The organism is Burkholderia sp. AU45274 (genome assembly GCF_030482505.1).
Lineage (GTDB): Bacteria > Pseudomonadota > Gammaproteobacteria > Burkholderiales > Burkholderiaceae > Burkholderia.
On record NZ_JAUJQE010000009.1, the window covers coordinates 33958 to 58834 of the forward strand.

At 68.3% G+C, this 24877-nt stretch carries 20 protein-coding genes; 12 read left to right on the forward strand and 8 right to left on the reverse strand.

Annotated features, from left to right (window positions below; translation table 11 throughout):
- Positions 1-70: 70 nt before the first annotated feature.
- The 5 genes from QZM35_RS27650 to QZM35_RS27670 form a co-directional block, all read right to left on the reverse strand.
- Positions 71-805: a hypothetical protein gene (locus tag QZM35_RS27650; RefSeq protein WP_301777223.1), complete on the reverse strand. Its 735-nt coding sequence runs from the start codon at positions 803-805 to the stop codon at positions 71-73.
- Positions 806-838: 33 nt separating this feature from the next.
- On the reverse strand, positions 839-2230 hold the full coding sequence (locus QZM35_RS27655) for an alkaline phosphatase (protein WP_166889152.1): 1392 nt from the start codon (positions 2228-2230) through the stop codon (positions 839-841).
- 32 nt (positions 2231-2262) lie between these two features.
- Positions 2263-3696 carry an alkaline phosphatase gene (locus QZM35_RS27660; protein ID WP_301777224.1) on the reverse strand — a complete coding sequence of 478 codons (1434 nt, stop codon included), beginning with the start codon at positions 3694-3696 and terminating at the stop codon, positions 2263-2265.
- 154 nt (positions 3697-3850) lie between these two features.
- The gene (locus QZM35_RS27665) at positions 3851-4441 is read right to left on the reverse strand and encodes a class I SAM-dependent methyltransferase (protein ID WP_301777225.1); all 591 of its coding nucleotides are present in this window, start codon (positions 4439-4441) and stop codon (positions 3851-3853) included.
- Between the two features lie 229 nt (positions 4442-4670).
- Complete coding sequence (locus QZM35_RS27670) at positions 4671-5654, reverse strand: aldo/keto reductase (protein WP_301777226.1); 984 nt, start codon at positions 5652-5654, stop codon at positions 4671-4673.
- Between the two features lie 119 nt (positions 5655-5773).
- Here QZM35_RS27670 and QZM35_RS27675 point away from each other — a divergent pair, with 119 nt between their 5' ends.
- Entirely contained in the window at positions 5774-6691 is a 918-nt protein-coding gene (locus tag QZM35_RS27675; protein WP_301777227.1) for a LysR family transcriptional regulator, read from the forward strand.
- Positions 6692-6729: 38 nt separating this feature from the next.
- Here the strand turns inward: QZM35_RS27675 and QZM35_RS27680 are convergent, their stop codons facing one another.
- The 3 genes from QZM35_RS27680 to QZM35_RS27690 all read right to left on the reverse strand — a co-directional run bounded on the left by QZM35_RS27680 (position 6730) and on the right by QZM35_RS27690 (position 9742).
- Entirely contained in the window at positions 6730-7170 is a 441-nt protein-coding gene (locus QZM35_RS27680) for a GNAT family N-acetyltransferase (RefSeq protein WP_089428499.1), read from the reverse strand.
- Positions 7171-7276: 106 nt separating this feature from the next.
- Entirely contained in the window at positions 7277-8998 is a 1722-nt protein-coding gene (gene poxB / locus QZM35_RS27685) for a ubiquinone-dependent pyruvate dehydrogenase (protein WP_089428500.1), read from the reverse strand.
- A gap of 243 nt (positions 8999-9241) precedes the next feature.
- Entirely contained in the window at positions 9242-9742 is a 501-nt protein-coding gene (locus tag QZM35_RS27690) for an Lrp/AsnC family transcriptional regulator (protein ID WP_089428501.1), read from the reverse strand.
- Between the two features lie 197 nt (positions 9743-9939).
- On the opposite strand from QZM35_RS27690, the gene QZM35_RS27695 reads away from it, so the two are divergent.
- The 11 genes from QZM35_RS27695 to QZM35_RS27745 all read left to right on the forward strand — a co-directional run bounded on the left by QZM35_RS27695 (position 9940) and on the right by QZM35_RS27745 (position 24816).
- On the forward strand, positions 9940-10956 hold the full coding sequence (locus tag QZM35_RS27695; protein ID WP_174975442.1) for a 1-aminocyclopropane-1-carboxylate deaminase: 1017 nt from the start codon (positions 9940-9942) through the stop codon (positions 10954-10956).
- Positions 10957-11561: 605 nt separating this feature from the next.
- Entirely contained in the window at positions 11562-12974 is a 1413-nt protein-coding gene (locus tag QZM35_RS27700; protein WP_301777228.1) for an undecaprenyl-phosphate glucose phosphotransferase, read from the forward strand.
- A 52-nt stretch (positions 12975-13026) separates the two neighbouring features.
- On the forward strand, positions 13027-14196 hold the full coding sequence (locus QZM35_RS27705; protein ID WP_089428504.1) for a polysaccharide biosynthesis/export family protein: 1170 nt from the start codon (positions 13027-13029) through the stop codon (positions 14194-14196).
- Positions 14193-14672, forward strand: coding sequence for a low molecular weight protein-tyrosine-phosphatase (locus QZM35_RS27710; RefSeq protein ID WP_089428505.1), 480 nt, complete (start codon positions 14193-14195; stop codon positions 14670-14672). The genes QZM35_RS27705 and QZM35_RS27710 overlap by 4 nt, the downstream gene beginning before the upstream one ends.
- Positions 14669-16963 (forward strand): polysaccharide biosynthesis tyrosine autokinase, encoded by a 2295-nt coding sequence (locus QZM35_RS27715; RefSeq protein WP_301777229.1) that lies wholly within the window; start codon positions 14669-14671, stop codon positions 16961-16963. The genes QZM35_RS27710 and QZM35_RS27715 overlap by 4 nt, the downstream gene beginning before the upstream one ends.
- Positions 16960-18204, forward strand: coding sequence for a glycosyltransferase family 4 protein (locus tag QZM35_RS27720; RefSeq protein WP_301777230.1), 1245 nt, complete (start codon positions 16960-16962; stop codon positions 18202-18204). Before QZM35_RS27715 ends, QZM35_RS27720 begins: the two co-directional genes overlap by 4 nt.
- Positions 18201-19403 (forward strand): polysaccharide pyruvyl transferase family protein, encoded by a 1203-nt coding sequence (locus tag QZM35_RS27725; protein ID WP_089428507.1) that lies wholly within the window; start codon positions 18201-18203, stop codon positions 19401-19403. The genes QZM35_RS27720 and QZM35_RS27725 overlap by 4 nt, the downstream gene beginning before the upstream one ends.
- Complete coding sequence (locus QZM35_RS27730) at positions 19397-20689, forward strand: polysaccharide biosynthesis protein (protein WP_089428508.1); 1293 nt, start codon at positions 19397-19399, stop codon at positions 20687-20689. The genes QZM35_RS27725 and QZM35_RS27730 overlap by 7 nt, the downstream gene beginning before the upstream one ends.
- Positions 20679-21806 carry a hypothetical protein gene (locus tag QZM35_RS27735; protein ID WP_089428509.1) on the forward strand — a complete coding sequence of 376 codons (1128 nt, stop codon included), beginning with the start codon at positions 20679-20681 and terminating at the stop codon, positions 21804-21806. The genes QZM35_RS27730 and QZM35_RS27735 overlap by 11 nt, the downstream gene beginning before the upstream one ends.
- Before the next feature lie 7 nt (positions 21807-21813).
- A complete protein-coding gene (locus QZM35_RS27740) occupies positions 21814-22845 on the forward strand; it encodes an acyltransferase (protein WP_301777231.1) in 1032 nt (343 codons plus the stop codon).
- A 63-nt stretch (positions 22846-22908) separates the two neighbouring features.
- Positions 22909-24816: a ShlB/FhaC/HecB family hemolysin secretion/activation protein gene (locus QZM35_RS27745; RefSeq protein ID WP_367620796.1), complete on the forward strand. Its 1908-nt coding sequence runs from the start codon at positions 22909-22911 to the stop codon at positions 24814-24816.
- Positions 24817-24877: the final 61 nt, after the last annotated feature.

Sequence of the window (24877 nt, forward strand, 5' to 3'; positions counted from 1 at the left end):
CGGCCGTATCGCTTGACGATACCGGCCGGCCTGACCGCAAGCCCCGCGTACAGACGGTCGACCTCGTCGATCAGTCGAGATAATCCGCGTATTCCTTGCGCGTATAGCTGGCGAGCGCCTGCCACGGCAACGTCTCCCGCCGCGCGGCCGCCGCCGGTGTCAGCGTCAGCTTGCGCACCACGCGGCCGTCGGCGCTCCGGTACTCGACCGACAGCGGCGCCTGCAGCGTCTCGCTCCACAGGATCCGGTTCACGCCGCGCGCGCCGGGCGTGTCGATCGCCTGCTCGTACCAGCGGGTGCCGGGCACGTCGCCGCGCTTCGCCACCGCGAGCCGCTTCAACTGCGACGGCGGCGTGACGTAGTACGCGTTGTCCCACGAGCCGTCGAAGCCCGTGGTTTCGTACTCGGCCGGCGGCACGCTGACGACCGTCCGGTTCGCCGCGTCCACGTACTCGATGCGCGCCGTCTTGCCGTCGTACGTCACGTGCCGCGCGGCCGCCTGGAAGTTGAAGTGCTTGTGGCCCGCGTGGGCAGCGGCCGGCTGCACGCCGGTGCGAACGCCCGCGTCGTGGTCGTGGTCGTGATCATTACCGTGACCACCCGCCGCCGCGACGGGCAGCACGCGTTCGACCCACACGTGCCCGTCACGGCGCACCATCCGTTCGCGATACATCGTCGTGCGCGTCACGCCATCGGCCGACACCGTGCGGCTCTCGTGCAGCAGCACGGCGTCGAGATCGGCCGCTGCAAGAGCCGGCAGCGCAACCCACCCGCAGGCGAGCACGCAGAGAAGCTGACGTTTCATCGGGCGTTCCCGTTCCTCATGCAGTCAACGGATTCAGAAACCGAACGCCGAGCGCACGAGACCGAACACCTTCGTGTTGTCGATCGTGCCCTTGAACGCCTTCGCGTCCGCGCCGTCGGCGAACAGCATCACGTCGCCGCCGCCGTGCGTCTCCGAGCCCGCGCTGCCCATCCGCACCCCGACTTCCTGCAGATACGCCTCATTCGTCGCGGTGGCCGAATCGACCGACGCACGCACGTTCGGCCGGTTCGCGCCGTTGCCGAACACCAGCGTCGTGTAGGTGTTGCCGTCGGCGTCCTTGCTCGGCTGGCCGTCGCGATAGTTGCGGCTGATGTCGAGAATCGGGTTGCCGCGCTTCGAATAGCCGTTGATCGTCATCGTGTGGTCGTGGTCGGCCGTCACGACGATCAGCGTGTTCGACAGGTCGACCTTCGACAACGCGACGCGGATCGCCTCGTCGAACGCCGCCGTGTCCTCCAGCGCACGCTTCGCGTTGGTGCCGTGCAGCGCGTGATCGATCCGGCCGCCCTCGACCATCAGGAAATAGCCGTTCGAATTCTTCGACAGCACGTCGATCGCCTTCGACGTCATCTCGGCGAGGCTCGGCTGCGTCGGCCCTTCGCCCTTGCCCGCGACACGGTCGAGTTCGTACTCGAGGTGGCTCGTCGAACTGAAGAGACCGACCAGCTTGCCGTTGCCGGCCTGCGCGAGCTGATCGCGGGTCGCGACGACCGTGTAGCCCTTCGCCTTCATCTCGTTGAGCAGGTTGCGCCCGTCCGCGCGGCCGCGCTTGTTCGCCACCGGATCGAACGGCGTCCAGTGGTTGCGGCCGCCGCCCATCAGCACGTCGACGCCGTCGCCGAGCGCCGCGTTGTAGCCCGCGCCGCCCGGCGCCGCCTGCGCGGCGATGTCGTACTGCGCGTCGCGATGGCAGATGTGCGAATAGGTCGCGGCGGGCGTCGCGTGCGTGAGTTCCGTCGTCGTGATCGCACCCACCGCCTTGCCGCGCGCCTTCGCGAGTTCCAGCAGCGTCGCGACCGGCTGGCCGTTGCCCGGCGCGCAGTTGTTGACGGTCTTGTTGCCGTTGGCGTCGCTGCCCGGCGCGACCGCGCGCGTGTCCGACGACATCGACAGCACTTCGTTGTTCATCTTCACGCCGGTCATGTACGCGGCCATCGACGGTGCGCTGTCGGTCGTCTGCGCGTCGTTCGAGAAGGTCTTGACGCGCGCGGTGCGGGCCAGCTTCTCCATCGTCAGTTGTCCCGACTCGCCGACCTTGTAGATCCGGCTCGCCGTCACGGTCGTCGGCCCCATGCCGTCGCCGAGAAAGAAAATCACGTTCTTCGCCTGGCCGGCGGCCTGCGCCGCGCCGCACGCGAAACCCGCGACGGCCAGCGCCGCCGCGATGCACTTGATGGTCGACATCCTGTATTCCCCTGTACCCGTTTGGTCGGCGCTCACAGCTGCACCGCGTTGCGCACCAGCTCGAAGACCTTGTTGTTCTCGATCACGCCGTGGAACGCATCCGCGCCGCGGCCGATCGCACCGAGGAACACATCGGTGCCGCCGTGCGTCTCGCTGCCCTTGTCCATGCGCACGACCGCCTCCTGGCGATAGTCGTCGGCGCCCGTCACCGCGTCGGTGAGCGTGGTGCCCGCGCGGCTGCCCTGCACGCGGTTCTCGCCGTTGCCGAAGCCGATGATCGTGTACGGCGCGCCGTCCGCATCCTTCGCGACCGCGCCGGTCTGGTAGCTGCGCAGCACGCCCAGCACGCCGGGCTTGCCCGCCTCGGTCTTGCCGGTGCGCGCCGCATAGCCGTTCAGCACCAGCGTGTGGTCGTGATCGGCCGTGACGACGATCAGCGTGTTCTTCAGGTCGGGATCGGTCTTGCGCACCTTGTCGATCGTGGCCTTGATCGCGTTGTCGAACGCGACCGTGTCCTGCAGCGCGCGCTTCGCATTGGTGTCGTGCAGCGCGTGGTCGATCCGGCCGCCTTCGACCATCAGGAAATAGCCGTTCGGGTTCTTCTGCAGCACGTCGAGCGCGCGCGTCGCCATGTCGGTGAGGCTCGGCTCCTTGGTCGCGCCGCGATCGAGGTCGTAGCTCATGTGGCTCGACGCGAACAGGCCGACCAGCTTGCCGCCCTTCGTCGCATCGGCGGCCAGCAGGTCGTCGCGGTTCTGCGCGACCGCATAGCCCTTCACCTTCAGCTCGTTGACCAGGTTGCGGCCGTCGGTGCGCTTGCCGCCGCCGTCCTTCGGCACGAAGAATTGCGTGCCGCCGCCGAGCACGACGTCGACGCCGTCGCCCAGCGCGCCGTTGTAGCCCGCGCCGCCCGGCACGAGCTGCGCGGCGATGTCGTTCTCGGCGTCGCGATGGCACACGTGCGCATACGTCGCCGCCGGCGTGGCGTGCGTGACGCGCGTGGTCGTCACGACACCGGTGGCCAGCCCCTGCGCCTTCGCGATCTCGAGCAGCGTCGCAGCCGATTTGCCGTTGTTCGCGCCGCAGTTGCCGGTGAGGCTCGCGGTCGGCTCGATCGCCTTCGTGTCGGGCGACATCGAGATCACTTCGTTGTTGGTCTTGACGCCGGTCATGTACGCCGACATCGACGGTGCGCTGTCCGTCACCTGCGCATCGTTGGAATAGGTCTTCACGAACGCGGTTTCGGGCAGCGTGTCGATCGTGAGCGCGCCGTCTTCACCGACCGCGTAGATGCGCGCGGCCGTCAGCGTCGTGATCCCCATGCCGTCGCCGAGGAAAAAGATCACGTTGCGCGCCGCCGCCTGCACGGGCGCGGGCGCCGTGCTGGTCGGGCCGTCGTCGCTGCCGCATCCGGCCAGTGCAAAGGCGCCCGCGCACAGCAGCGCCGCCAGTTTGATTCGATTCATGTTGCCCGCTCCCCCCGCCATTGATGCTTTCGAAATGAAAGGCGATGGTAGGAACCTGATGTGACGGCAATATGAATGGCAATTGGAAGGATTAGAAGGATTTATGAAAGGCGAGAGCGAGGCGCCACGATCGGGCGCCCCACGCGCGACGACGTCATTCCGCGTGTTCGGCGGCGACGCTGCGCACGGTCACGATGCGCGCGGGCGGTATGTTTGCCCACACGATCCGGCTGCCGCAGGCAACAAATGCCGAATCGCCGAGCGGATGACGGCCGGGCGGCCGCAGGTCGTACGTGAACTGAATCATCACGCCGTCGGCCGACAGCACGCGATGGCACTGGTCGATGATGGCCGTCACGTCCTGACGCGGCAGCGTGCGCAGCGGCAGGCACGACACGATCGCGTCGACGCGTGCCTCGGTCGGCAGCAGCCGTTCGAGCTGCCGCGCGTCGCCCGACACGATCGTGATGCCCGGAAAGCGTCGCCGCAGATGCTGGACGAACGCCGGCGAACGTTCGACCACCACGAGCCGCCGCGGCGCGACACCGCGTTCGAGCAACGCCGCGGTGATCGCGCCGGTGCCGCCGCCGAGTTCGACGACCAGCCCGTCGCCGTCCGGCACCGCGTCGGCCATTTCGCGCGCCAGCTGCCGCGAACTCGGGCACAACGCGCCCACCGCGGCCGGACGGCCGACCCACTCGCGCACGAACAGTGCCGAGACACGCCACGCGTTCGGCCACATCATCGGCGGGCCTCCCCCGGCGCTTGCGCGGTCAGCGGCGGCGTGCCGATGACCGCGCGGAACTGGGCTACGGCGAAACGGGTAGGGTTCATGCGCATCCTCCTGGGCGAATCGGTCCGTCGCTGTACACGCGACGGTCAATCGATTCTAGGAAACGCAAACTTAAGCTGACGTGAAGATTGACCCTGATTTGCCTGACCAATTCGTGCCGGATCAGCTGGCGCACGCCCGGTCAGCGGTCGATGCGCTGCTGGAAATGCGCGGGATAGCGCTCGCCGACGATCCGGATCTGCTGCAGTGCGGTCTCGATCGCGGCAAGATCGTCGGCCGTCAGCACGACGGCGGCCGCGCCCACGTTCTCGTCTAGCCGGTGCAGCTTCGTCGTGCCCGGGATCGGCACGATCCACGGCTTGCGGGCCAGCAGCCACGCCAGCGCGATCTGCGCGCGCGTCGCGCCCTTGTCGGTCGCGATCCGGCCGAGCAGGTCGACGAGGCCCGCGTTCGCCTTGCGGTTCTCCTCCGAGAAGCGCGGCACGACATTGCGGAAATCGTTCTCCGCGAACGTCGTGTTCGCATCGATCGCGCCGGTCAGGAAACCTTTGCCGAGCGGGCTGAACGGCACGAAGCCGATCCCGAGTTCCTCGAGCGTCGGCAGGATCCGCGCCTCCGGCTCGCGCCACCACAGCGAGTACTCGCTTTGCAGCGCGGCGACCGGCTGCACCGCGTGCGCGCGGCGAATCGTCTGCTCACCGGCTTCCGACAGCCCGAAATGCGCGACCTTGCCTTCGCGGATCAGGTCCTTGACTGTCCCGGCTACCTCCTCGATCGGCACGTTCGGATCGACGCGATGCTGGTAGAACAGGTCGATGCGATCGACCTTCAGCCGCTTCAGCGCCGCGTCGGCCACCTCGCGGATATGCGACGGCCGGCTGTCGACGCCCTTCATCGGCTGGCCGTCCTCGAAACCGAATTTGGTGGCGATCACGACCTGGTCGCGAAACGGCGCGAGCGCCTCGCCGACCAGTTCCTCGTTGACAAACGGGCCATACGCTTCCGCCGTGTCGAAGAACGTCACGCCTCGCTCGAACGCCGCGCGGATCAATGCGATGCCGCTCGCGGTGTCGGTCGCGGGGCCGTAGCCGTAACTCAATCCCATGCAGCCCAGCCCGATTGCCGAGACTTCGAGGCCGCTCTTACCAAGCATGCGCTTTTGCATGACGCTCTCCTGCTGAAGTTGAAAAGGATCGACGGGATGCCGAGGAAGCCAGTGTAGGTTGATGGATACGGCTCAACAATCGGCGTACCATTTCATGCGTTACTGAGGAAAATTCACAAATGCTCCGCACCGGCATCGGCGAACTGACGACCTTCATCACGATCGCGGAACAGCGCAGCTTCAGCGGCGCGGCGCGCATCCTGGGCGTATCGCCGTCGGCACTGAGCCATGCGGTCCGCCACCTCGAAGCGCGGCTCGGCGTGCGTCTCTTCAACCGCACCACGCGCTCCGTCGCGCTGACGGAGGCCGGCGAGCAGTTGCTGCTGCGTGTGCGGCCCGCGGTGGCCGATCTCGAAGACGCGCTGAACGACGCGGCCACCGCCCGCAACCGGCCATCCGGCCAGATCCGCATCAGCGCGTCGGAAGCGTCGGCGCGCCCGCTGATCCGGCATGTGCTGCCTGCGTTCGTCGCCCGTTATCCGGACATCCACGTCGAATTCGTCACCGATTCGCGGCTGATCGACATCGTCGAGCACGGCTTCGACGCCGGCATCCGCGTTCACGAAGACGTGCCCCGCGACATGATCGCGGTGAAGTTCGGCGACACGATCCGCTTCGTCGCGGTGGCGTCGCCCGACTACCTGTCACGGCACGCGCCGCCGGCCCGCCCGCAGGATCTCGTGGATCATCGGTGCATCCGCTACCGGTTCGAAAGCGGCGCGCTCTATCGATGGGACCTGATCCGCAAGGGCAAGCGCGTCAGCGTGGACGTCGACGGGCCGATGACGCTCGGCAACCAGGGGCTGATGATCGACGCCGCGCTGGCCGGCATCGGCATCGCGTGGGTCACGGAATCGCGCGTGGCCGATCATGTCGCCGCCGGGCGGCTCGTGCATGTCTTGCCGGAATGGAGCCAGGATTTCGGCGCGCTGTGCCGCTACTATCCGGCGAACCGGCATCCGCCGGCGGCGCTGCGGCTGTTCGTCGAGGCCGTGCGTGAGTGGGTGGCCGCGGGGCGCGAAGCAGCGCCTGCCTGAGCGCAATCGCGGCTGATGCCCGGCCGCGCAGCACACGCTCAGCGCGTGGCGCGCATCAGGATGTTCGCGAACGGCAGGCCTTCGTCGTCCTCGTCGCGCCGCGAAATTTCGTCGAAGCCGAGCCGTGCATAGAACGCGCGGGCATCGCGATTGTCGGCATACACCTCCAGATCGAGCGTGCCCTTGAGCGCGAGCGCATGCTCGACCAGCGCGCGGCCGATCCCGTGGCCGTGCAACGCCGGCGCGACGAACAATCCGCCGATTGAACCATCGAGCAGACCGATGAAGCCGACCGGTTCGCCGCCACGCCACGCGACCCAGGTTTCCGCGTTGGGTAGATAAACCTGTTCGATCAGCGTGCGCTGCTCGCGCAGCCGCGCCTCGCCGAGAAACGGATGCGCAAGCAGCGACGCGTCGAACCAGATGGCCGACAGCGTGTGCAGGTCGGATGCCTCGTAGGCGCGAATCTCGATTGCCATGTTGCTTGTGTTGTTCAATGCGTGCTGCGAAGACGAACGCACCCCGGCACGTTCGTCGATGGGTTACGCCGCGCGCGCTGCCCGCTGCATCGCGCGCGGCACCGCATTACCGCAGGTTGGTTCTCGCCAGCTCGACGATCTCGTCGCCGCGCCCGCTCAAGATCGCGCGCAGCATGAACAGGCTGAAGCCCTTCGCATGCGCGAGTTCGATCTTCGGCGGCATCGCGAGCTCGTACTTCGACGTGACGACGTCGACGACCGCCGGCCCGTCATGCGCGAACGCCATGCGCAGCGCTTCTTCGACGTTCTCCGAGTGCTCGACGCGCACGCTGAAGATGCCCGCGCCCTTCGCGATCGCCGCGAAGTCGGTCGGGCTCAGGTCGACGTTCGTGTCGAGATAGCCGGCCGCCTTCAGCTCCATCGACACGAAGCCGAGCAGGCTGTTGTTGTACACGACGATCTTGATCGGCAGCTTGAGCTGTCGCGCGGTCAGCAGATCGCCGAGCAGCATCGACAGCCCGCCGTCGCCCGACAACGACACCACCTGACGCCCCGGATGCGCCCCCTGCGCGCCGAGCGCCTGCGGCATCGCGTTCGCCATCGAGCCGTGATTGAACGAACCGTGCAATTGACGCTTGCCGTTCATCGTCAGGTAGCGCGCGGCCCACAGCGTCGGCGTGCCGACGTCGGCCGTGAAGATCGCGTCTTCCGCCGCGACTTCGTCGACGATCTTCGTCAGGTATTGCGGATGGATCGCGCGGCCCGGCGGCTCGGCCACCGCGAGATCGTCGAGCCCCTTGCGCGCCGCCGCGTAGTGCTTCAACGCATTCTCGAGGAAACGCCGCTGCGTCTTGCGCGTCAAGCGCGGCAGCAGCGCCGCGATCGTTTCCTTCACGGTGCCGACGAGGCCGAGCGCGAGCGGCGCGCGATGGCCGAGCTGCGAGCCCTTCCAGTCGATCTGCGCAATCTTCGCGTTCGACGGATAGAACGGCCGGTACGGGAAATCCGTGCCGAGCATCAGCAGCGTGTCGCACGATTCCATCGCGTGATAGCCCGAGCTGAAGCCGATCAGCCCCGTCATCCCCACATCGAACGGGTTATCCCATTCGACGAACTGCTTGCCGCGCAGCGCATGCACGACCGGCGCGCCGAGCGTATCGGCCAGCGCGACCACCTCGTCGTGCGCGCCCTGCGTGCCGCTGCCGCACAGCAGCGTGACCGCGTCGGACGCGTTGAGCAGCGCCGCGAGCCGGTCGAGATCGGCATCGGCCGGCAGGATCGACGGCGGCGCCGCTTCGCTCCACGCCGCCGGCTCTTCCGGGCCGTCGCCGAGCGCGATGTCGCCCGGCAGCACGATCACCGCGACGCCGCGCTCGTCGATCGCGGTGCGCATCGCGCGCGCGAGCACGCGCGGGAACTGCGACGCGTTCGTCACCAGCTCCGCGAAATGGCTGCATTCGCGGAACAGTTCCTGCGGATGGGTTTCCTGGAAGTAGCCGAGGCCGATCTCGGTCGACGGAATGTGCGCGGCGATCGCGAGCACCGGCTGGTGATTGCGGTGGCAGTCGTAGAGGCCGTTGATCAGGTGCAGGTTGCCGGGGCCGCAGCTGCCCGCGCACACCGCGAGCCGCCCGGTCGACGCGGCATCCGCGCCGGCCGCGAACGCGGCGCTTTCCTCGTGCCGCGTATGCATCCAGCGGATCGAGCCGATCTGGCTCAGGCTGAACGACAGGCCGTTCAGGCTGTCGCCCGTCACGCCCCAGATGCGCTCGACGCCGGCTGCCGCCAGCGTCTTCGCCAGATATTCCGCCATCGTCTGTTTGGCCATGCTGTCCTCGCTCGTTGATGGGTCGTCACACGAATGAATCGGCTGCGGTGGCCGCCTGCGCCACCGAACGGACGAGCATACGCGATCGTTTCGCGCCGCGTCGTGAAGATGCGACGCGCTTGGGTGCGTCTCGTTCGGTCCCTTTCGGCGGTGTCGGGCGACTGTCGCCGTTTCGTCGGCAAATGGACGGGTTGACGGGGATGGCAAGCGCCAGTCCGGCGCGCATTCGTCGAACACGCCTGTTTACAACGGCAGCGCATGCGTCGACAGAATCTCCTTGAGCACCATGAACGAGCGCACCTGCCGCACCCCCGGCAGGTACAGCAGCTGTTCGGCGTGCAACCGGTTGAAGCTGTCGTTGTCGCGCGTGCGCACCAGCATGAAGTAGTCGAATTCGCCGGTCACGACGTGACACTCGACGCACCCCGACACTTTCTGCGCGGCCTTCTCGAACGCGGCGAACGCTTCGGGCGTCGAGCGATCCAGCACGAAGCCGATCACGACCAGCATCCCCGCACCGAGCAGCTTCGGGTCGAGCAGCGCAACGATGCCGCGGATCAGCCCCATTTCCTTCAACCGCTCGACGCGCCGCAGGCACGCCGGCGCACTCAGCTTCACCTTCGCCGCGAGGCTCACGTTGGAGATCGACGCGTCCTGCTGCAACTGCCGCAGGATCGCGCGGTCGATGCGATCGAGCGCCGGTGCGGCGTCGGCCGGCGATGCGCTGTCTCGATCTAATTTCATTGCGTCGCCCTCCTGTTCTGCGAATCAAAATTGCTTGTCATGTTCTCGTATCGTCCATAACGTAGGCCGGTGCAATTTATTTCGCAAGCTCATTTCTCGCGCTTCTGCCTATCATTTTTCTGGTCGGAACACGGCCTGCCGGCCGCAACCGAGCGAACCGATTTCCCGCCCTGCCCCCTGCTTTCCGGAGCCCGCCGATGAACCTGCAACGTTTCGCCCGTTATCCGCTCACGTTCGGCCCGACGCCGATCCAGCCGCTCAAGCGCCTGAGCGAACACCTCGGCGGCAAGGTCGAGCTGTATGCGAAGCGCGAGGACTGCAACAGCGGCCTCGCGTTCGGCGGCAACAAGACGCGCAAGCTCGAATACCTCGTCCCCGATGCGCTCGCGCAGGGCGCGGATACGCTCGTGTCGATCGGCGGCGTGCAATCGAACCAGACGCGCCAGGTCGCCGCCGTCGCCGCGCATCTCGGGATGAAATGCGTGCTCGTGCAGGAGCACTGGGTCAACTACGACGATCCGGTGTACGACCGGGTCGGCAACATCCAGCTGTCGCGCATGATGGGCGCGGACGTGCGGCTCGTGTCCGACGGCTTCGACATCGGCATTCGCCGCAGTTGGGAAGAAGCGATGGAGCGCGTGCGGCAGGCGGGCGGCAAGCCTTACCCGATCCCGGCCGGCTGTTCCGAGCATCCGCTCGGCGGGCTCGGCTTCGTCGGGTTCGCGGAAGAAGTGCGTGCGCAGGAGGCGCAACTCGGCTTCAGGTTCGACTACATCGTCGTGTGCTCGGTGACGGGCAGCACGCAGGCGGGGATGGTCGTCGGCTTCGCGGCCGACGGGCGGGCCGACCGCGTGATCGGGATCGACGCATCGGCCACGCCCGAGCGCACGCACGAGCAGATCACGCGCATCGCGCGGCACACCGCCGAACTCGTCGATCTGGGCCGGCCGATCACCGCCGCGGACGTGGTGCTCGACACGCGCTACGCCGGCCCCGAATACGGGCTGCCGAACGACGGCACGCTCGAAGCGATTCGCCTGTGCGCGCGGCTCGAAGGCATGCTGACGGATCCGGTCTACGAAGGGAAGTCGATGCACGGGATGGTCGACAAGGTACGGCTCGGGGAATTCGAGCCGGGGTCGAAGGTGCTGTATGCCCATCTCGGCGGCGTGCCGGCGTTGAGCGCGTATAGCGAGATTTTCCGGAACGGTTGAGGCATTCGAGATGAAACGCCGGTGCGCCAAAGTCGCGCGCCGGCGCCTGGATCACGGCGATCGCCCGGATCGCCGTTGTCGTTGTCGTTGTCGTTGTCGTTGTCGTTGCCGTTGTCCCCCTACACGTCCGCCCTCCCGCACGCCATTTCTTCGGCTGCCCCCAACCCTCGCTGTCTAGCCCGCCGCTTTCCGTCCGTTGCGAATCGTTCGCCTCGGCGCGCCGACATCGCACGTCTTTCTAAAGACGTGTCCGACTCGTCAATCGCCCATTCGGACAGCAATCCGGCTTATTCGTACACGTACTAATCCTTTTACACGGCATTTAGTAGGCGTTCTATTTAAATCGGGCCCCCGCTTCCCGAAAATTGACCCTGTCGTGTCGGCCGCAACGTTTCGCAAGCATTCGTCCTTCATCGCGCGAGGCTCGGATAGCACCGTTGCGGCGCATCAGGTCGACCGGCACCCCAGGCAGCGTCTCCTTCCCCGGTGGCATTTCCCATGCAGTGGAAACAGCGGCCGCGCTCCGCTACGGCCGAGCGTGCGGTTTCGCGTCGCGATCGGAACGACGGGCGTCCCTTTAAATCAGAACGGCAGCAGAAGGGTATATGGATATGTCATTCGAACCACGGCACGCGCACACAGCGCGTACCGCCGGCGGCCTGATCGCGCGTATCGCTGACGTCGCACTGATCTCGTTCGGCGCGCTGGCCGCCGCGCTCGTGTTGCATGGCCCGGACGTCGATCGGTCGTCGGAACTGGCCGCCGTTGCCTGCGCGGCGACCTTTGCGCTGCTGCTGTTTCCCGCATTCCGCCTCTATCACGCGCCCGCCCGTACCCCCACGCACCGCACCGCGCTGCTGACCGCGTTCGCGTGGCTGGCGGCGCAGGCCGGCGCGGCGCTCGTGATGCGGGTGCTCGCGCCGACGCTGGCCATTCCGCTGCCCTGGTACCTGCTCTGGACGGCGACGAGCGGCATCGCGCTCGTCGCATCGCGCGTCGTCGCCGGCACGACGCTCGAACGGATCGGCCGCCCGCAGGAAAGCGATCGTCTCGTCGCGATCGTCGGCACCGGCGCCCATCGCGACGCCGTCCTCGACCGCATCGCCAGCGCACCGTCGGCCGGATTCCGCGCAGCCGCGACGTTCGATATCGCCAGCGCCAACCCGACGAGCCCCGACGGCATGCCGCGCTTTTGCGATCGCGATACGTTCGCCCAGCATGTCCGCACGCACGCGATTCCCGAAGTCTGGCTCGCGCTGCCGATCGGCGAGGCGCGCATCGTGATGGCCGTGCTCGACGCGTTCCGCGACGATCTCGTCAACATCCGCTTCGTGCCCGACGTCAGCAAGCTCGCGATGTTCGACGGCGAGATGATCGACCTCGTCGGCGCACCGGCGATCAACCTGGTCGCGTCGCCGCTGTCGTCGCGCGCGCTGCTGCACAAGGCGATCTTCGATCGCGTGTTCGCGGCCACCGTCCTCGTCGGCCTGGCGCCGCTGCTGCTCGCGATCGCCGCGGCGGTCCGGCTGTCGTCGAACGGCCCCGTGCTGTTCCGCCAGCAGCGCAAGGGCGCGGACGGCCAGGCGTTCACGATCTTCAAGTTCCGCACGATGCGGCTGCACGACGCGGGCGGCGAAGTGTGCCAGGCGACGCGCGCCGATCCGCGCATCACGCGGGTCGGCGCGTTCCTGCGTCGCACGAGCCTCGACGAGCTGCCGCAGTTCCTCAACGTGCTGCGCGGCGAGATGTCGGTCGTCGGCCCGCGCCCGCACGCGCTCGAACACGACGACCTCTACCGGAAGATCGTCGACGGCTACATCCACCGCTACCGCGTCAAGCCCGGCATCACCGGATGGGCGCAGATCAACGGCCTGCGCGGCGAGACCGACCGCGTCGAAAAGATGCAGCGCCGCGTCGAAGCCGATCTCCACTACCTGCGCAACTGGTCGTTCGCCCTCGACATGCGCATCGTCCTGGCCACCGCCCTGCGCGGCTGGTCTCACCGCAACGCGTACTGATACGCACGCGGCACCGCCATCGCGCGTCGCCGCACCACGATAAGGATGACTGATGACTTCCGCCACGATCGAGCGGGCTGGATCCGCACGTCCCTACCGCGTGCGCACGCTGCTGGCCGCAGCGGTCAGCGTCGCGCTGTCGGCCTGTGCATTCGCACCCGGCATGCAGATGAGCGCACCGACCACCACGACCGACGGCCGGCCGGCCGGGCACGCTGACGCCAACGCGAGTGCCCTGCCGTTCCGGATCACGACGATCGACGCCAGCCTGATCCGCCAGCTCGACGCGCAGGCCGCGCAGCAGCCGAACCTGCCGCCCGGCCCGCTGGCAGCCACGCCCGGCGCTTACCGCCTCGGCGCCGGCGACGTGCTGCAGATCACCGTCTGGGATCACCCCGAACTCGCGGCCGCGCAAGGCGCCGCGCAGCAGAACGCGCCGCGCGCGGCCGACCCGGTCGCGGGCTTCGTCGTCGATCCGCACGGCAACGTGGCGTTCCCGTTCGCCGGCAGCGTGCCGGTCGCGGGCCTCACGGCCGACGCCGCGCAGGCCCGCCTCGCCGCCGCGCTGTCGCGCGTCTATCGCCATCCGCAAGTGACGCTGCGCGTCGCGTCGTTCCGCTCTCAGCAGGTCTATATCGACGGCGAAGTCCGCACGCCCGGTGCGCAGCCCGTCAACGACGTGCCGATGACGCTCTACGAAGCGCTCGGCCGCGCGGGCGGGCTCGGCACGGGCGCCGACCAGAGCCGCATGACGCTGGTGCGCGACGGGGTGTCCTATCCGCTCGACCTGACGCGCATGCTGCGCGACGGCCGCAATCCGGCCGACGTCGTGCTGGCTGCCGGCGACCTGCTGCACGTGCCGTCGCGCAGCGATTACGGCGTGTACGTGATGGGCGAAGTGAACAAGCCGTCGCTCGCGGTGCCGCTGCGCGACGGCCGGCTGACGCTGTCGGACGCGCTGTCGCAGGCCGGCAGCGTGAACGCGAATACCGCCGACGCCGCGCAGATGTTCGTGATCCGCGGCTCGCAGACGGGCGATCCGCAGGTGTTCCACCTCGACGCGCGCTCGCCGGTGTCGATGGTGCTCGCCAACGAGTTCGCGCTGCAGCCGAAGGACATCGTCTACGTCGACGGCAACGGCCTGGTGCGCTTCAGCCGCGTGCTGAGCCTGCTGCTGCCCGGCGTCAACACCAGCGCCACCGCGGCGCTCGCCGTCAAATGAGCGCCATCGCCACGCTGCTCGTCGTGTGCGTCGGCAACGTCTGCCGCAGCCCGATGGCGCAGGCGCTGCTCGGCGCGCGCCTGCCCGGCGTCGACGTGCGGTCGGCCGGCATCGGCGCACTCGACGGCCAGCCCGCCGACCCGCACGCCATCGACCTGATGGGCGAGCGCGGCCTCGACCTCGCCCCGCACCGCGCGCGCCAGGTGTCGACACGGCATGTCACGCGCGCCGACCTGATCCTGACGATGGACCTCGAGCAGAAGCGCTGGCTCGAGCGCCGCCACCCGTTCCTGTGCGGCCGCGTGTTCCGCCTCGGCGCCGCCGCGCATGGCTTCGACATCCCCGACCCCTATCTCGGCCCGCGCGCGTCGTTCGAACACAGCCTGCAGCTCATCGAGCGCGGTGTCGACGCGTGGTGCGCGCGCATCGCGCCGGCCGCTTCCTCCTCCACCCCGCTTTCCGGACCGAATCGATGACCTCACCCGTTTCCCGCGAACGATCGCACGATCGCGGCGCCGAGCTCGACCTCGCCGGCGTCGTCGACGTGCTCGCCGCCCAGCGCTGGCTGATCGCGCTCGCTACCGCCGCCTGCGTCGGCGCCGGCACGCTGTACGCGTTTCTCGCCCCGCCGCAATACCAGGCCGACATCCTGCTCCAGGTCGAGGACAGCGGCGACACGTCCGCTGCAAAAAGCATGCTCGGCGACGTGTCGTCGCTGTTCGACATCAAGTCGAGCGCCGCGGCCGAAGCGCAGATTCTCGCGTCGCGGCTCGTCGTCACGCGCGCCGTCGACGAGTTGCGCAGCTACATCGTCGCGCAGCCGAAGCGCTTTCCGCTGGTCGGCGATTTCGTGTCGCGCTTCAACACCGGCCTCGCGCACCCCGGCCTCCTCGGTTTCGGCGGCTATGCGTGGGGCGAGGAAGCGATCGTGGCTGCCCGCTTCGACGTCCCCCGGGCACTCGAGGGCGAGCGCTTCGAACTGACGCGGCTCGACAGCCAGCGCTACCGGCTGACCGGATCCGCGCTGCCGTCGGCCGTCACCGGCCGCATCGGGCACCTGGAGATGTTCCCGACCGCCAGCGGCCCGATCGCACTCGAAATCGCGCACATAGACGCGAATCCTGCCACCCGCTTCACGCTCGTACGCGAATCGCGTGCCGAGACGATCGACACGCTGCGGCGCGGCCTCGACGTGCAGGAGAAGATCAAGCAGTCGGGCGTGATCGTCGCGACACTGCGCGGCCCCGACCCGCAACGGATCCAGTCGCAGCTTCAGGCGGTGGCGAACCACTACGTGCGCCAGCACATCGAGCGCAAGTCCGCCGACGCGGCGCAATCGCTCGCGTTCCTCAACGCGCAACTGCCGGTGCTCAAGCGCCAACTGCAGGACTCCGAGCAGCGCTACACAGACCTGCGCAACGCGAACGGCACGATCGACCTGACCGAGGAAGCGAAGCTGATCCTGCAGCAGACGGCCGACGCGACCACGCGCCGCCTCGAACTGCAGCAGAAGCGCGACGAAATGGCCACGCGCTTCGCGCCGGGCCACCCCGACATGGTCGCACTCGATGCGCAGATCGCCACGCTCGGCCGCGAGCAACGCGGCTTCGAGCACCAGGTGCGACGGCTGCCCGACCTGCAGCAGAACGCCGTGCGGCTGATGCTCGACGTGAAGGTCGACACCGATCTCTATACGGCGCTGCTCGCGAACACGCAGCAGCTCGAACTGGTCAAGGCCGGCAAGACCGGCAGCGTGCGGCTCGTCGATACGGCGATCGTGCCCGAGGATCCCGTGCGCCCGAAGCGGCCGTTCGTCATCGCAGCGGCCGCGCTGATCGGGCTCGCGTTCGGCATCGCGCTCGCCTTTGCGCGCGACTTCCTGTTCGGCGGCGTCCGCCACGCGGACGAGATCGAGCGGCATCTCGACATCGACGTCTACGCGACGATTCCCGACTCGGCGGCGCAGCGGCAGATGGCGCGACGCATCGCGCAGCACGCACCGGGGCCGAACCTGCTGAGTGCGCGGCACCCGCACGATCCTGCCGTGGAAAGCCTGCGGAGCCTGCGCACGGCGCTGCGCTTCGCGATGCAGGGCGCGCGCAACAACGTGCTGCTGCTGACCGGCCCCGCGCCGGGCGCGGGCAAGTCGTTCGTCGCGGCGAACTTCGCGGCGCTGCTCGCGGCCAACGGCGAGCGCGTGCTGCTCGTCGACGGCGACCTGCGCAAGGGTCATCTGCACGAATCGCTCGGCGTCCCGCGCGAGCGCGGCTTCGCCGAGTTGCTGTCCGGCACGGCCGCGCCGGCCGACGTGACCCACCGCGACGTGGTGCCTTGCCTCGACTTCATCCCGACCGGCGCGGTGCCCGCGCATCCGTCCGAACTGCTTGACGACGAACGCGTCCCCGCCCTGCTCGACGCGCTGTCGGCCCGCTATGACGTCGTCGTGATCGACGCGGCGCCGATTCTCGCGGTGACCGACGCCGTCACGCTCGGCCGCCACGCCGGCACCGTGCTGCTCACGGCGCGCGCCGCGTCGACACGCGTCGCCGAGCTGGACGAAACCATGCGTCGCCTCACGCACAACGGTGTCGCCGCGAGCGGCGTGCTGCTCAACGGCGTCGATCCGCACGTCGGCCGGTACGGCTCGCGCTACGGCGCCTATCGCTATACGCAATATCGTTACGCGCCGTCGCGCTGCGGACTGGCCTCGTCGGTCGTCCGCACGCTGCGCGCACTCGTGTCGCACCGCCGGGGAGAGCCGCGATGAGCGATACCCGTCACCTCGAACGCGCCGCAAGCCGCGATGTCGCACCGGCAGCCGCTTCCGCCGCAACCGGATTGCGCGCCCGGCACGCGCCGGCCCGCGCGGCGCGCCTGCGGATCGCCCTCGTCGTCGAAGCCGCGGGCGGCGGCGTGGCCGTCCATCTCGCCGACCTGATCGACGGACTGAGCGCCGCCGACGATATCGAACTGCACCTGATCGTGCCGCACGGCCCGCGTTTCGACGCCACGATCCTCGATGCGCACGTGCTGTCGCGCTGCGCAAGCGTGCAGGCGGTGCCGATGCAGCGCGCGGTCGGCTGGCGCGACGCGCTCGCGGTCGGCCACGTCTATCGCCACCTGCTGCGCATCCGTCCCGACATCGTGCACAGCCACAGCTCGAAAGCCGGGGCGATCGCGCGCCTGTGCGTCGGGCCGTGGCGGCAGGTCTACACGCCGCACGCGGTCTATACGCTGAACCCGACGCTGGGCAACCGCCAGCGCCGCGTCTACGGAACGATCGAGCGGCTGCTCGGCCGCCTCTGCACGCACCGGATCGTCGCCGTGTCGCACGACGAGGCGCAACACCTGAACGAAGCGCTCGGCATTCCGGCCGCACGGATCAAGACGATCGTCAACGGCGTCCGGCCGCCCGCCCTGATGTCGCGCGAGGAAGCACGACGCGCACTCGGCATCGCGCTCGACGCACGCGTCGTCGGTTTCGTCGGGCGCTTCGATCATCAGAAAGGCATCGATCGTCTCGTGCGGATCGCGCGCGGCGTGTATCGCCACTGCGGCCGCTCGGTGCAGATCGTCGCGATCGGTTCCGGCGACTTCATCGCAGCGGCCGGCGACGACGTCGATCTGCCGCCGAATCTTCACGTCGTCGGCCGCGTGAACCAGGCGAGCCGCTATTTCTCCGCTTTCGACCTGTTCGCGTTGCCGAGCCGCTACGAAGGCTTTCCCTACGTGTGCCTCGAAGCGATGGCGGCCCGCGTGCCCATCGTCGCCACGCAGGTGTCCGGCGCGACCGAGCTGATCGCCACGCATGACATCGGCGTCGTGGTGCAGAACGAAGACGACACCACGCGTTTCGCCCGCGCGATCGTCGCGCTCGCCAACGATCCGGCCGCACGCGACGCGATGCGCGCGAACTGCGCAGCGGCCTTCGGTCACTTCTCCGCCGAAACGATGGTCGCGCACACGCTCGACCTCTATCACACCCTTTCCAGACGAGGTCCGGAATGACGCACCCTACTCACGTCGCGCTGCTGCACGCGTATAGCGCCCGCAATTCCGGTGACGGCCTGCTGGTCGACCTGTCCGTCGGCCTGCTCCGTGAAGCCTTCGGCGATGCCGTCCGCGTGTCGATCGTCGCGGCCGATCCGGCTTCGTTTCCGGCGTACGACGACGTATGGGCAGCGCCCGTGCTCGCGGAACGCGGCAAGCGCCGGCTCGTCGGTGCCGCCGCTGCCGCGCTGCCCATTCGAATGAACCGCAGGTTGAACGCACTGCGCGGCCTGCTCGACGAAGTCGACCTGATCGTCGGCGTCGGCGGCGGCTATCTGCGCGCACGCACCGCCCTCGAAGCGCTCAAGCTCGAAGCCGGCCACCTGCTGCAAATGCGGGCCGCGCGCGCGTCCGGCAAGCCCGCCGTCTATCTGCCGCAAAGCATCGGCCCGGTGCTGTCCTCACGCGCCGTCGGCACGCATCTGCAGTCGCTGCTCGGCGCGTTCGATACGGTGTTCGTGCGCGACGACCGTTCGGCCGCCTTCCTCGCCGCGAATCCCAACACGCGGCGCGCGCCCGATCTCGCGGTGCTCGACTTCGGACATCGCGGCGAGTCCATCCTTCGGCAGGCCGCGCCGACGCGCGACACCGTCCGCCATGTCGCCTTCGTGCTGCGCCGCGCCCCCGCCTGGAGCGCGACACGACGCGCGCGCTATGACGCATCGATCGCGCAGCTGGTCGAACAGGTGCGCGCGACGTGCCGGGTCAGCTTTGCCGTGCAAAGCACGGGGCGCGGCAACGACGACCCCGCGTACTACCGCAGCCTCGGCATCGAGGAACCACTGACGCCGCTCAAGACGCTTCTCGAAACCGACCGGCCGGACGTCACGGTGTCGGTTCGCCTGCACGGCGCGCTGGAATCGATCCTGCATGGCGTCCCCGCGTTCCACGTCAGCTATGAACGCAAGGGCTTCGGCGCGTATGCAGACATGAAACTCGATGACTGGGTCGTCAACGGCGCGGAGTTCGATCCGGCGCGCGTCTGCCGGACGATCCTCGCGCCCGGCGCGGCTACGGCGTTCTGGCAGGCCGCGCAGGGCGGCTTCGCACGCATCCGCGCCGCACGCGCGCGCGTGATCGACACGCTGCGCGCCGCCCATCGGGCCGATTCCGACATCGATACGGCCATCGAAGCCGACGAGGTCACGCCATGCTGACGCGCCTGCTGCTGCGCGGCCTGGCGCTCGGCCTGAAATTCGCGCTCGCGATCGTCGTCGCGCGCACGCTCGGCTTCGACGCGGTCGCCGCGTACGGGCTTGCGGTCGCCGCGACCGTAATCGCGTCGAAACTGCTCGGCCTCGGCTTCAGCCCCGAACTCAACCGGCGGCTCAGCGAAGCCGATCCGTTGTCCGCGTTCGGCGCGATGCGCACCCTCTGCCTCGCGTACGGCGGGCTCTACCTGCTGCTCATTGCGACGCTCGCCATTGCGACGAGCAACGGCGACGCCGGCCTGCTCGTCCGCTTCGGCCTGTCGACGCGGCTCGCGTGGTGCGTGCTGTTCGTCGCGCTGTCCGAGCACGCGGCATTCGAGGCGAACGGCTGGCTGTTCTCGCTGCATCGACCGCGCGCCGGCTCGCTGCTGCTGTTCGTCCGCACGGGCGCGTGGGCCGGCCTCGCGTGCGCGGGCCTGCTCGTCGGTGCGCTGGATTCGATCGATGCGGTCCTGGCCCTGTGGTTCGCGGCCAATGCGTGCGTCGTCGCGCTTGCGTGGTGGCGTATCCGCCGGGCGGCACGCGAGGCGCGCGGCAGCCCGCGGACGGCTCACGCACCGGCCGCGCGCGAACGCGGCGTGGTGTCGGTCTGGTGGCATGGGTTGCCGTTCTACGTGGCCGGCATCGTCCTCGCGTCGCTGCAATACGCGGAGCGGTTCATCGGCGGCGGCCACCTGAGCGCCGATGCACTCGGCCGGTACGTGTTCGCGTGGTCGATCGCCAACGCGATCCAGGCACTCGCGTTCTCGAGCGTCGTCGTGACGGCCGGCCCGCGCTTCGTGCGCGTGCTGGCCGACGCGCCGCATGCCTTCTCCCGGCTGGCCGCTCGAGCGACGATGGCCAGCGTGGCCGTCACCTCGATCGCGGCGGCCGCGGTCCTTGCACTGCATCGCGACCTGCTCGCGCTCGCGCACGAACCGGCCGCCACCGGCCAGTTCGCGCTGCTCGCGACCCTGCTCGTGTCGTTCGTGCTGCGCGGCGCGGCGGACGTGCTGTGGACGGCCGCGATCGCGCTGCGTACCGGTGTCGCCGTGATGCTGTCGATGATCGCGCTCACGCTGTCGTACCTGCCGCTTGCGTGGACCCTGATCGCTCACGCCGGCGCGATGGGCGCGGCCATCGCGCATCTGGCAGCCAGCGCCGGCATCGTCGCCACGCTGGCGCTGATCGTCGCGCGCACCGGCCGGTCCCGCGCGGCCACGCGCAAGGAGGCGGCCCTGCATGCTGCGTAACCTGATTGCCGGTGGCCCGGCACTGAGCCGCGGCGTGACGCGCGCGGTCGGCGCGATGATCGTGTTCGTCTACTGGATCGTCTACGCGAAGGCCGACACGTTCCTGCCCGAGTTCGTGTTCCGCGATGCGGAGAAGATCCAGAGCCAGATCGGCGGCGGCAGCACCTACGAGGGCACCTCGTTCGATGCGGTCGCGAAGTTCTATGCACTGCTCGGCCCGGCCGGCACGTCGCTGTTCGTTGCCGCGATCGGCACGGTGTTCATCTGGCGGATCGTCGGCGAAGGCCGGCGCCTCGGGTCGCTGGCCGCGACCGTCGTGCTGCTGGCGCCGTGCGTGTTCTTCAACCTGTTCGTCGCGAGCAAGGACACGCTCGTCGTGCTGATCGCGCTCGTGCTGGCCGGCATCGCGCAGCGGCGCTCGACCGCGTGGACCTTCGTGGCCGTCGTTGCGCTCTATGCCGGCTACGCGGCCGTCGTGCGCAGCTACTTCGCGCTGATTCTCGCGATCGCGCTGGCCGCGTTCCTGTTCCGGCACGTGTCATGGCGCGGCAAGACGCTGCTGATCGGCGCGGGTGCGATCACGCTGTTCCTGCTGCCGTCGGACGTGTACTACCTGCTCCAGCATCCTCGCGACATGGCGGCCGACTATCTCGCCTATGGTTCGCCGTTCGGCGCGCGCACGAGTTTCTACAACCCGGTCGTGCCCGATTCGTTCGTTGCCTTCTGCGCGAACTATGCGTATGGGGTGCTGCGGTTGAATCTGCCGCTGCTGTTCGACGTGGGACCCAAGGAACTCGCGATGCAGCTGTTCGTGTGGATCGTGCTGGCCGCCGTGTGGCGTCGTGCACGGCATGGCTCGCATCCGGCGCGCGACCTGCTCGCCTGTGTCGTCATCGGTCACGTCGCCGTATCGATGCTGTTCGAACCCGATCTCGGCAGCTATACACGCCACCTGTCGAGCGTCGCGTTGCTGTGCGCGCTTCAGTTCGCGGGATTCGATTCGCGGGCCGGTCGGTGCCGGTCGAAGCGCGATGCAGCGATGAACGGGACGCGGCAACCGAACGCGCCAACCAAGCCGAAGGTCGATCACCGGCCGCACACGGACACCACCCGCTGAACTCGACATGCAGACCTTCCCATTCCATTCCGGCCTCTTCCGTAACCTCCAGTGCGCACGTGCGTTCGCGGCGCTCGCCGTCGTCGGTTATCACATGGGCGTGCTTCCGTTCGGACAGGCCGGTGTCGATGTCTTCTTCGTCATCAGCGGCTTCATCATGTCCGTCGTCACGCCGCGCGAGGGACGCGACTTCCTGCGCAAGCGCCTGATCCGGATCGTGCCGCTCTACTGGCTGACCACGCTCGGCGTGTTCGCGATCGCGGTCGTGAAGCCTCACTGGCTGAATTCGACGACGGCCGGCATCGACTATCTCGTCAAGTCGCTGCTGTTCGTGCCCTACGTGAAGGAGAACGGCCATTGGGGGCCGCTGAACCTCAACGGCTGGACGCTCGAATACGAGATGCTGTTCTACCTCGCCATCGCCGGATCGATGGGGTTCGTTCGCGCCCGTCATGCAACGACGTTCTCGGCGCTCGCGCTTGCGCTGCTCTGCGCATACGTGGCCGCCGGCGGCCCGGCTAGCGAAGTCGTCGCCCATCTTGGCCAGCCGTTCGTGCTCGAATTCGGGCTCGGCGTGCTCGCCTGTCGCCTTCTGGAAACCGGCATCGCGGGAAGTCTTCCGCGCGTCGCGTGGCTCGCGGTGGCCGCAACGGCGCTCGCGGCGATACCGCTCGCCGCCACCCTGTTCGGCACGCCGGCCGGCTTTGAACGTGTCTTCTGGTGGGGCGTGCCGGCCTGCGTATTGATCGTCGCCGCGGTCGCGCTCGACCTGTGGGGCTGGACCATTCGAAACGCGACGCTCGCCCGGCTCGGCGATGCGAGCTATTCGATCTATTTGCTGCATCCGTATGTGATCGGCGCGACGAACAAGATCGTCGGCGTGCGTCTCGATGCCGTCACGGGGTCGGGCATGGCGGCCGTGGTCGCGACGCTGGCCGCTGTTTGCGCGTGCGGCTACGCCTGTCATGCATGGATCGAGCGACCGATGCTTGCTGCGTTGAAGCGGCTGTCGTGGAGACGCCACGCATCGGCATCCTGAGCTCGGATGCAAGTGAATCGAATAATCTGACAAGAATGAATGATGGGGACAAGTCACTCGTACTTGTTCCATATTCATCCAAGGAAGCATTTCGTAACATCCTCGGCATTCCAAACGGCCGAGGCGAAAGACCATGCATCGGCCCAAAGGCGCAACCGATCGAGGTCGAAAATCCGCATCATCTATTCTCTTGACGCCGTGCCCGGGACGCCCGCGATGCCGGCGCAATTACCTGCCCCTCCTCCCGCCACGGTTGCGGTCGCGCTCCGTGCCTGCCCGCCAGACCACGCCAAACCAGTCACCGAAAGGCGATCAGGCCGGTTCCGCATCGCGTGCCTGACCAGCCTCGCGCTATCGCTTCACGCTGTCGCGCATGCACAGGTCCAGGTGCCCAATGCGGGCCAGTCGCTACGCGACGTCGAGACACTCCGCCCGGCACTGCCCGCTCCTGCCGCACCGGATCTCGCGATGCCCGCACCAGGCGAAGAGCCCTCGCCTGCCGCGGCTGACGGCCTGCGCATCCCGGTCAGCGCATTCGCGATCGAAGGCAACGCAGCGATTCCTGCCACGCGACTCGACGCGCTACTCGTCGATCTCGTCGGCCGCGAGCTGAGCTTCGGCGACCTGCAACAGGCCGCGGGTCGAATCACAACCTACTATCGCGAACACGGCTACGTCCTCGCCCGCGCGTATCTGCCGCGCCAGGACATCGAACACGGCGTCGTGCGCATCGCCGTCGTCGAAGGCCGCTACGGGCAGATCGAACTGCACAACCGCACGCGCGTGCTCGATCGCGCGCTGCGTCAGCCGCTTGCTTCACTACAGCCCGGCGAAATCGCTCACGGCAACCGTCTCGAGCGCAGCCTCATGCTGTTGAACGAGATGCCCGGCGTCGATGCGAAGGGCACGCTGCGCCCCGGCGGCGAACCCGGCACGACCGACCTCGTGATCGATGCCGAACCGGCCCGCTTCGCCACCGGCTCGATCGACCTCGACAACTTCGGCGATCCGCTGACCGGCCGCTATCGCGCGACCGGCAGCGTCGACGTCAACGCGCCGCTGCGCCTGGGCGATCGCTTCTCGCTGCGCGGCCTGACGAGCAACACGAACCAGCGCTACTACCGCGCGGCGTATCAGGTGCCGGTCGGCCCCGCATCCACTCGCGTCGGCGTCGCCTATTCCGACATGAACTACCGGATCGGCGGCAGTCTGAAGGAACTTCGCTACCACGGCGGCGCCGACGTCCGCTCCGCGTTCGTCACGCAGCCGCTGCTGCGCAGCCGGCGCACGAGCGTCGACGCGCAGGTCGTCTACGAAAACAAGCACCTGCGCGACGTGTACGGCGCGTTCGACGTGGTCAACGACAAGACCGTCGATCTGTGGTCGTTCGGCGTGAGCGGCAACCGCCAGGACAGCCTCGGCGGCGGCGGCCGCACCGGCTTCTCCGCGACCGTCGGCATCGGTCACCTGAGCGGCAACGATCCGCTCGACATGGACTACTACGTCCACACCATGGGCCAGTTCGCAAAACTGAATGTCAGCGCACTGCGACTGCAATCGCTCGGTTCGCGATTCCAGCTCTATACGCAATTCAGCGCACAACTGTCGTCCCGCAATCTCGACTCGTCAGAGAAATTCAGCCTCGGCGGCCCGTACGGCGTGCGTGCGTTCGCGCTCGGCGCCGGCAGCGGCGACCAGGGCTGGCAGGCCACGGCCGAACTGCGCTATCTCGCCTCGCCCGGCTTGCAGCTGAGCGCATTCGCCGATACGGGCCGCATCCAGCTCAGCAAGCAGCGCTGGTCGCGCGAGCGCAATACCGTGCAATTGTCGTCGCTCGGTATCGGCGCGAGCTGGTTCGGCACGCGCCATCAAATCAGCGTCACCGCCGCGCTGCCGATCGGCTACGCCGATCCGGTCGCATCGGCCACGCGCTCGCCGAGCGTCTGGTTGCAGGCCGCCCAGTATTTCTGAGCGGCATTCGACGAGCGGCTCGTCGGGCAGGGATGGGCCGCAAGTAGCACGGGCGGCGCAA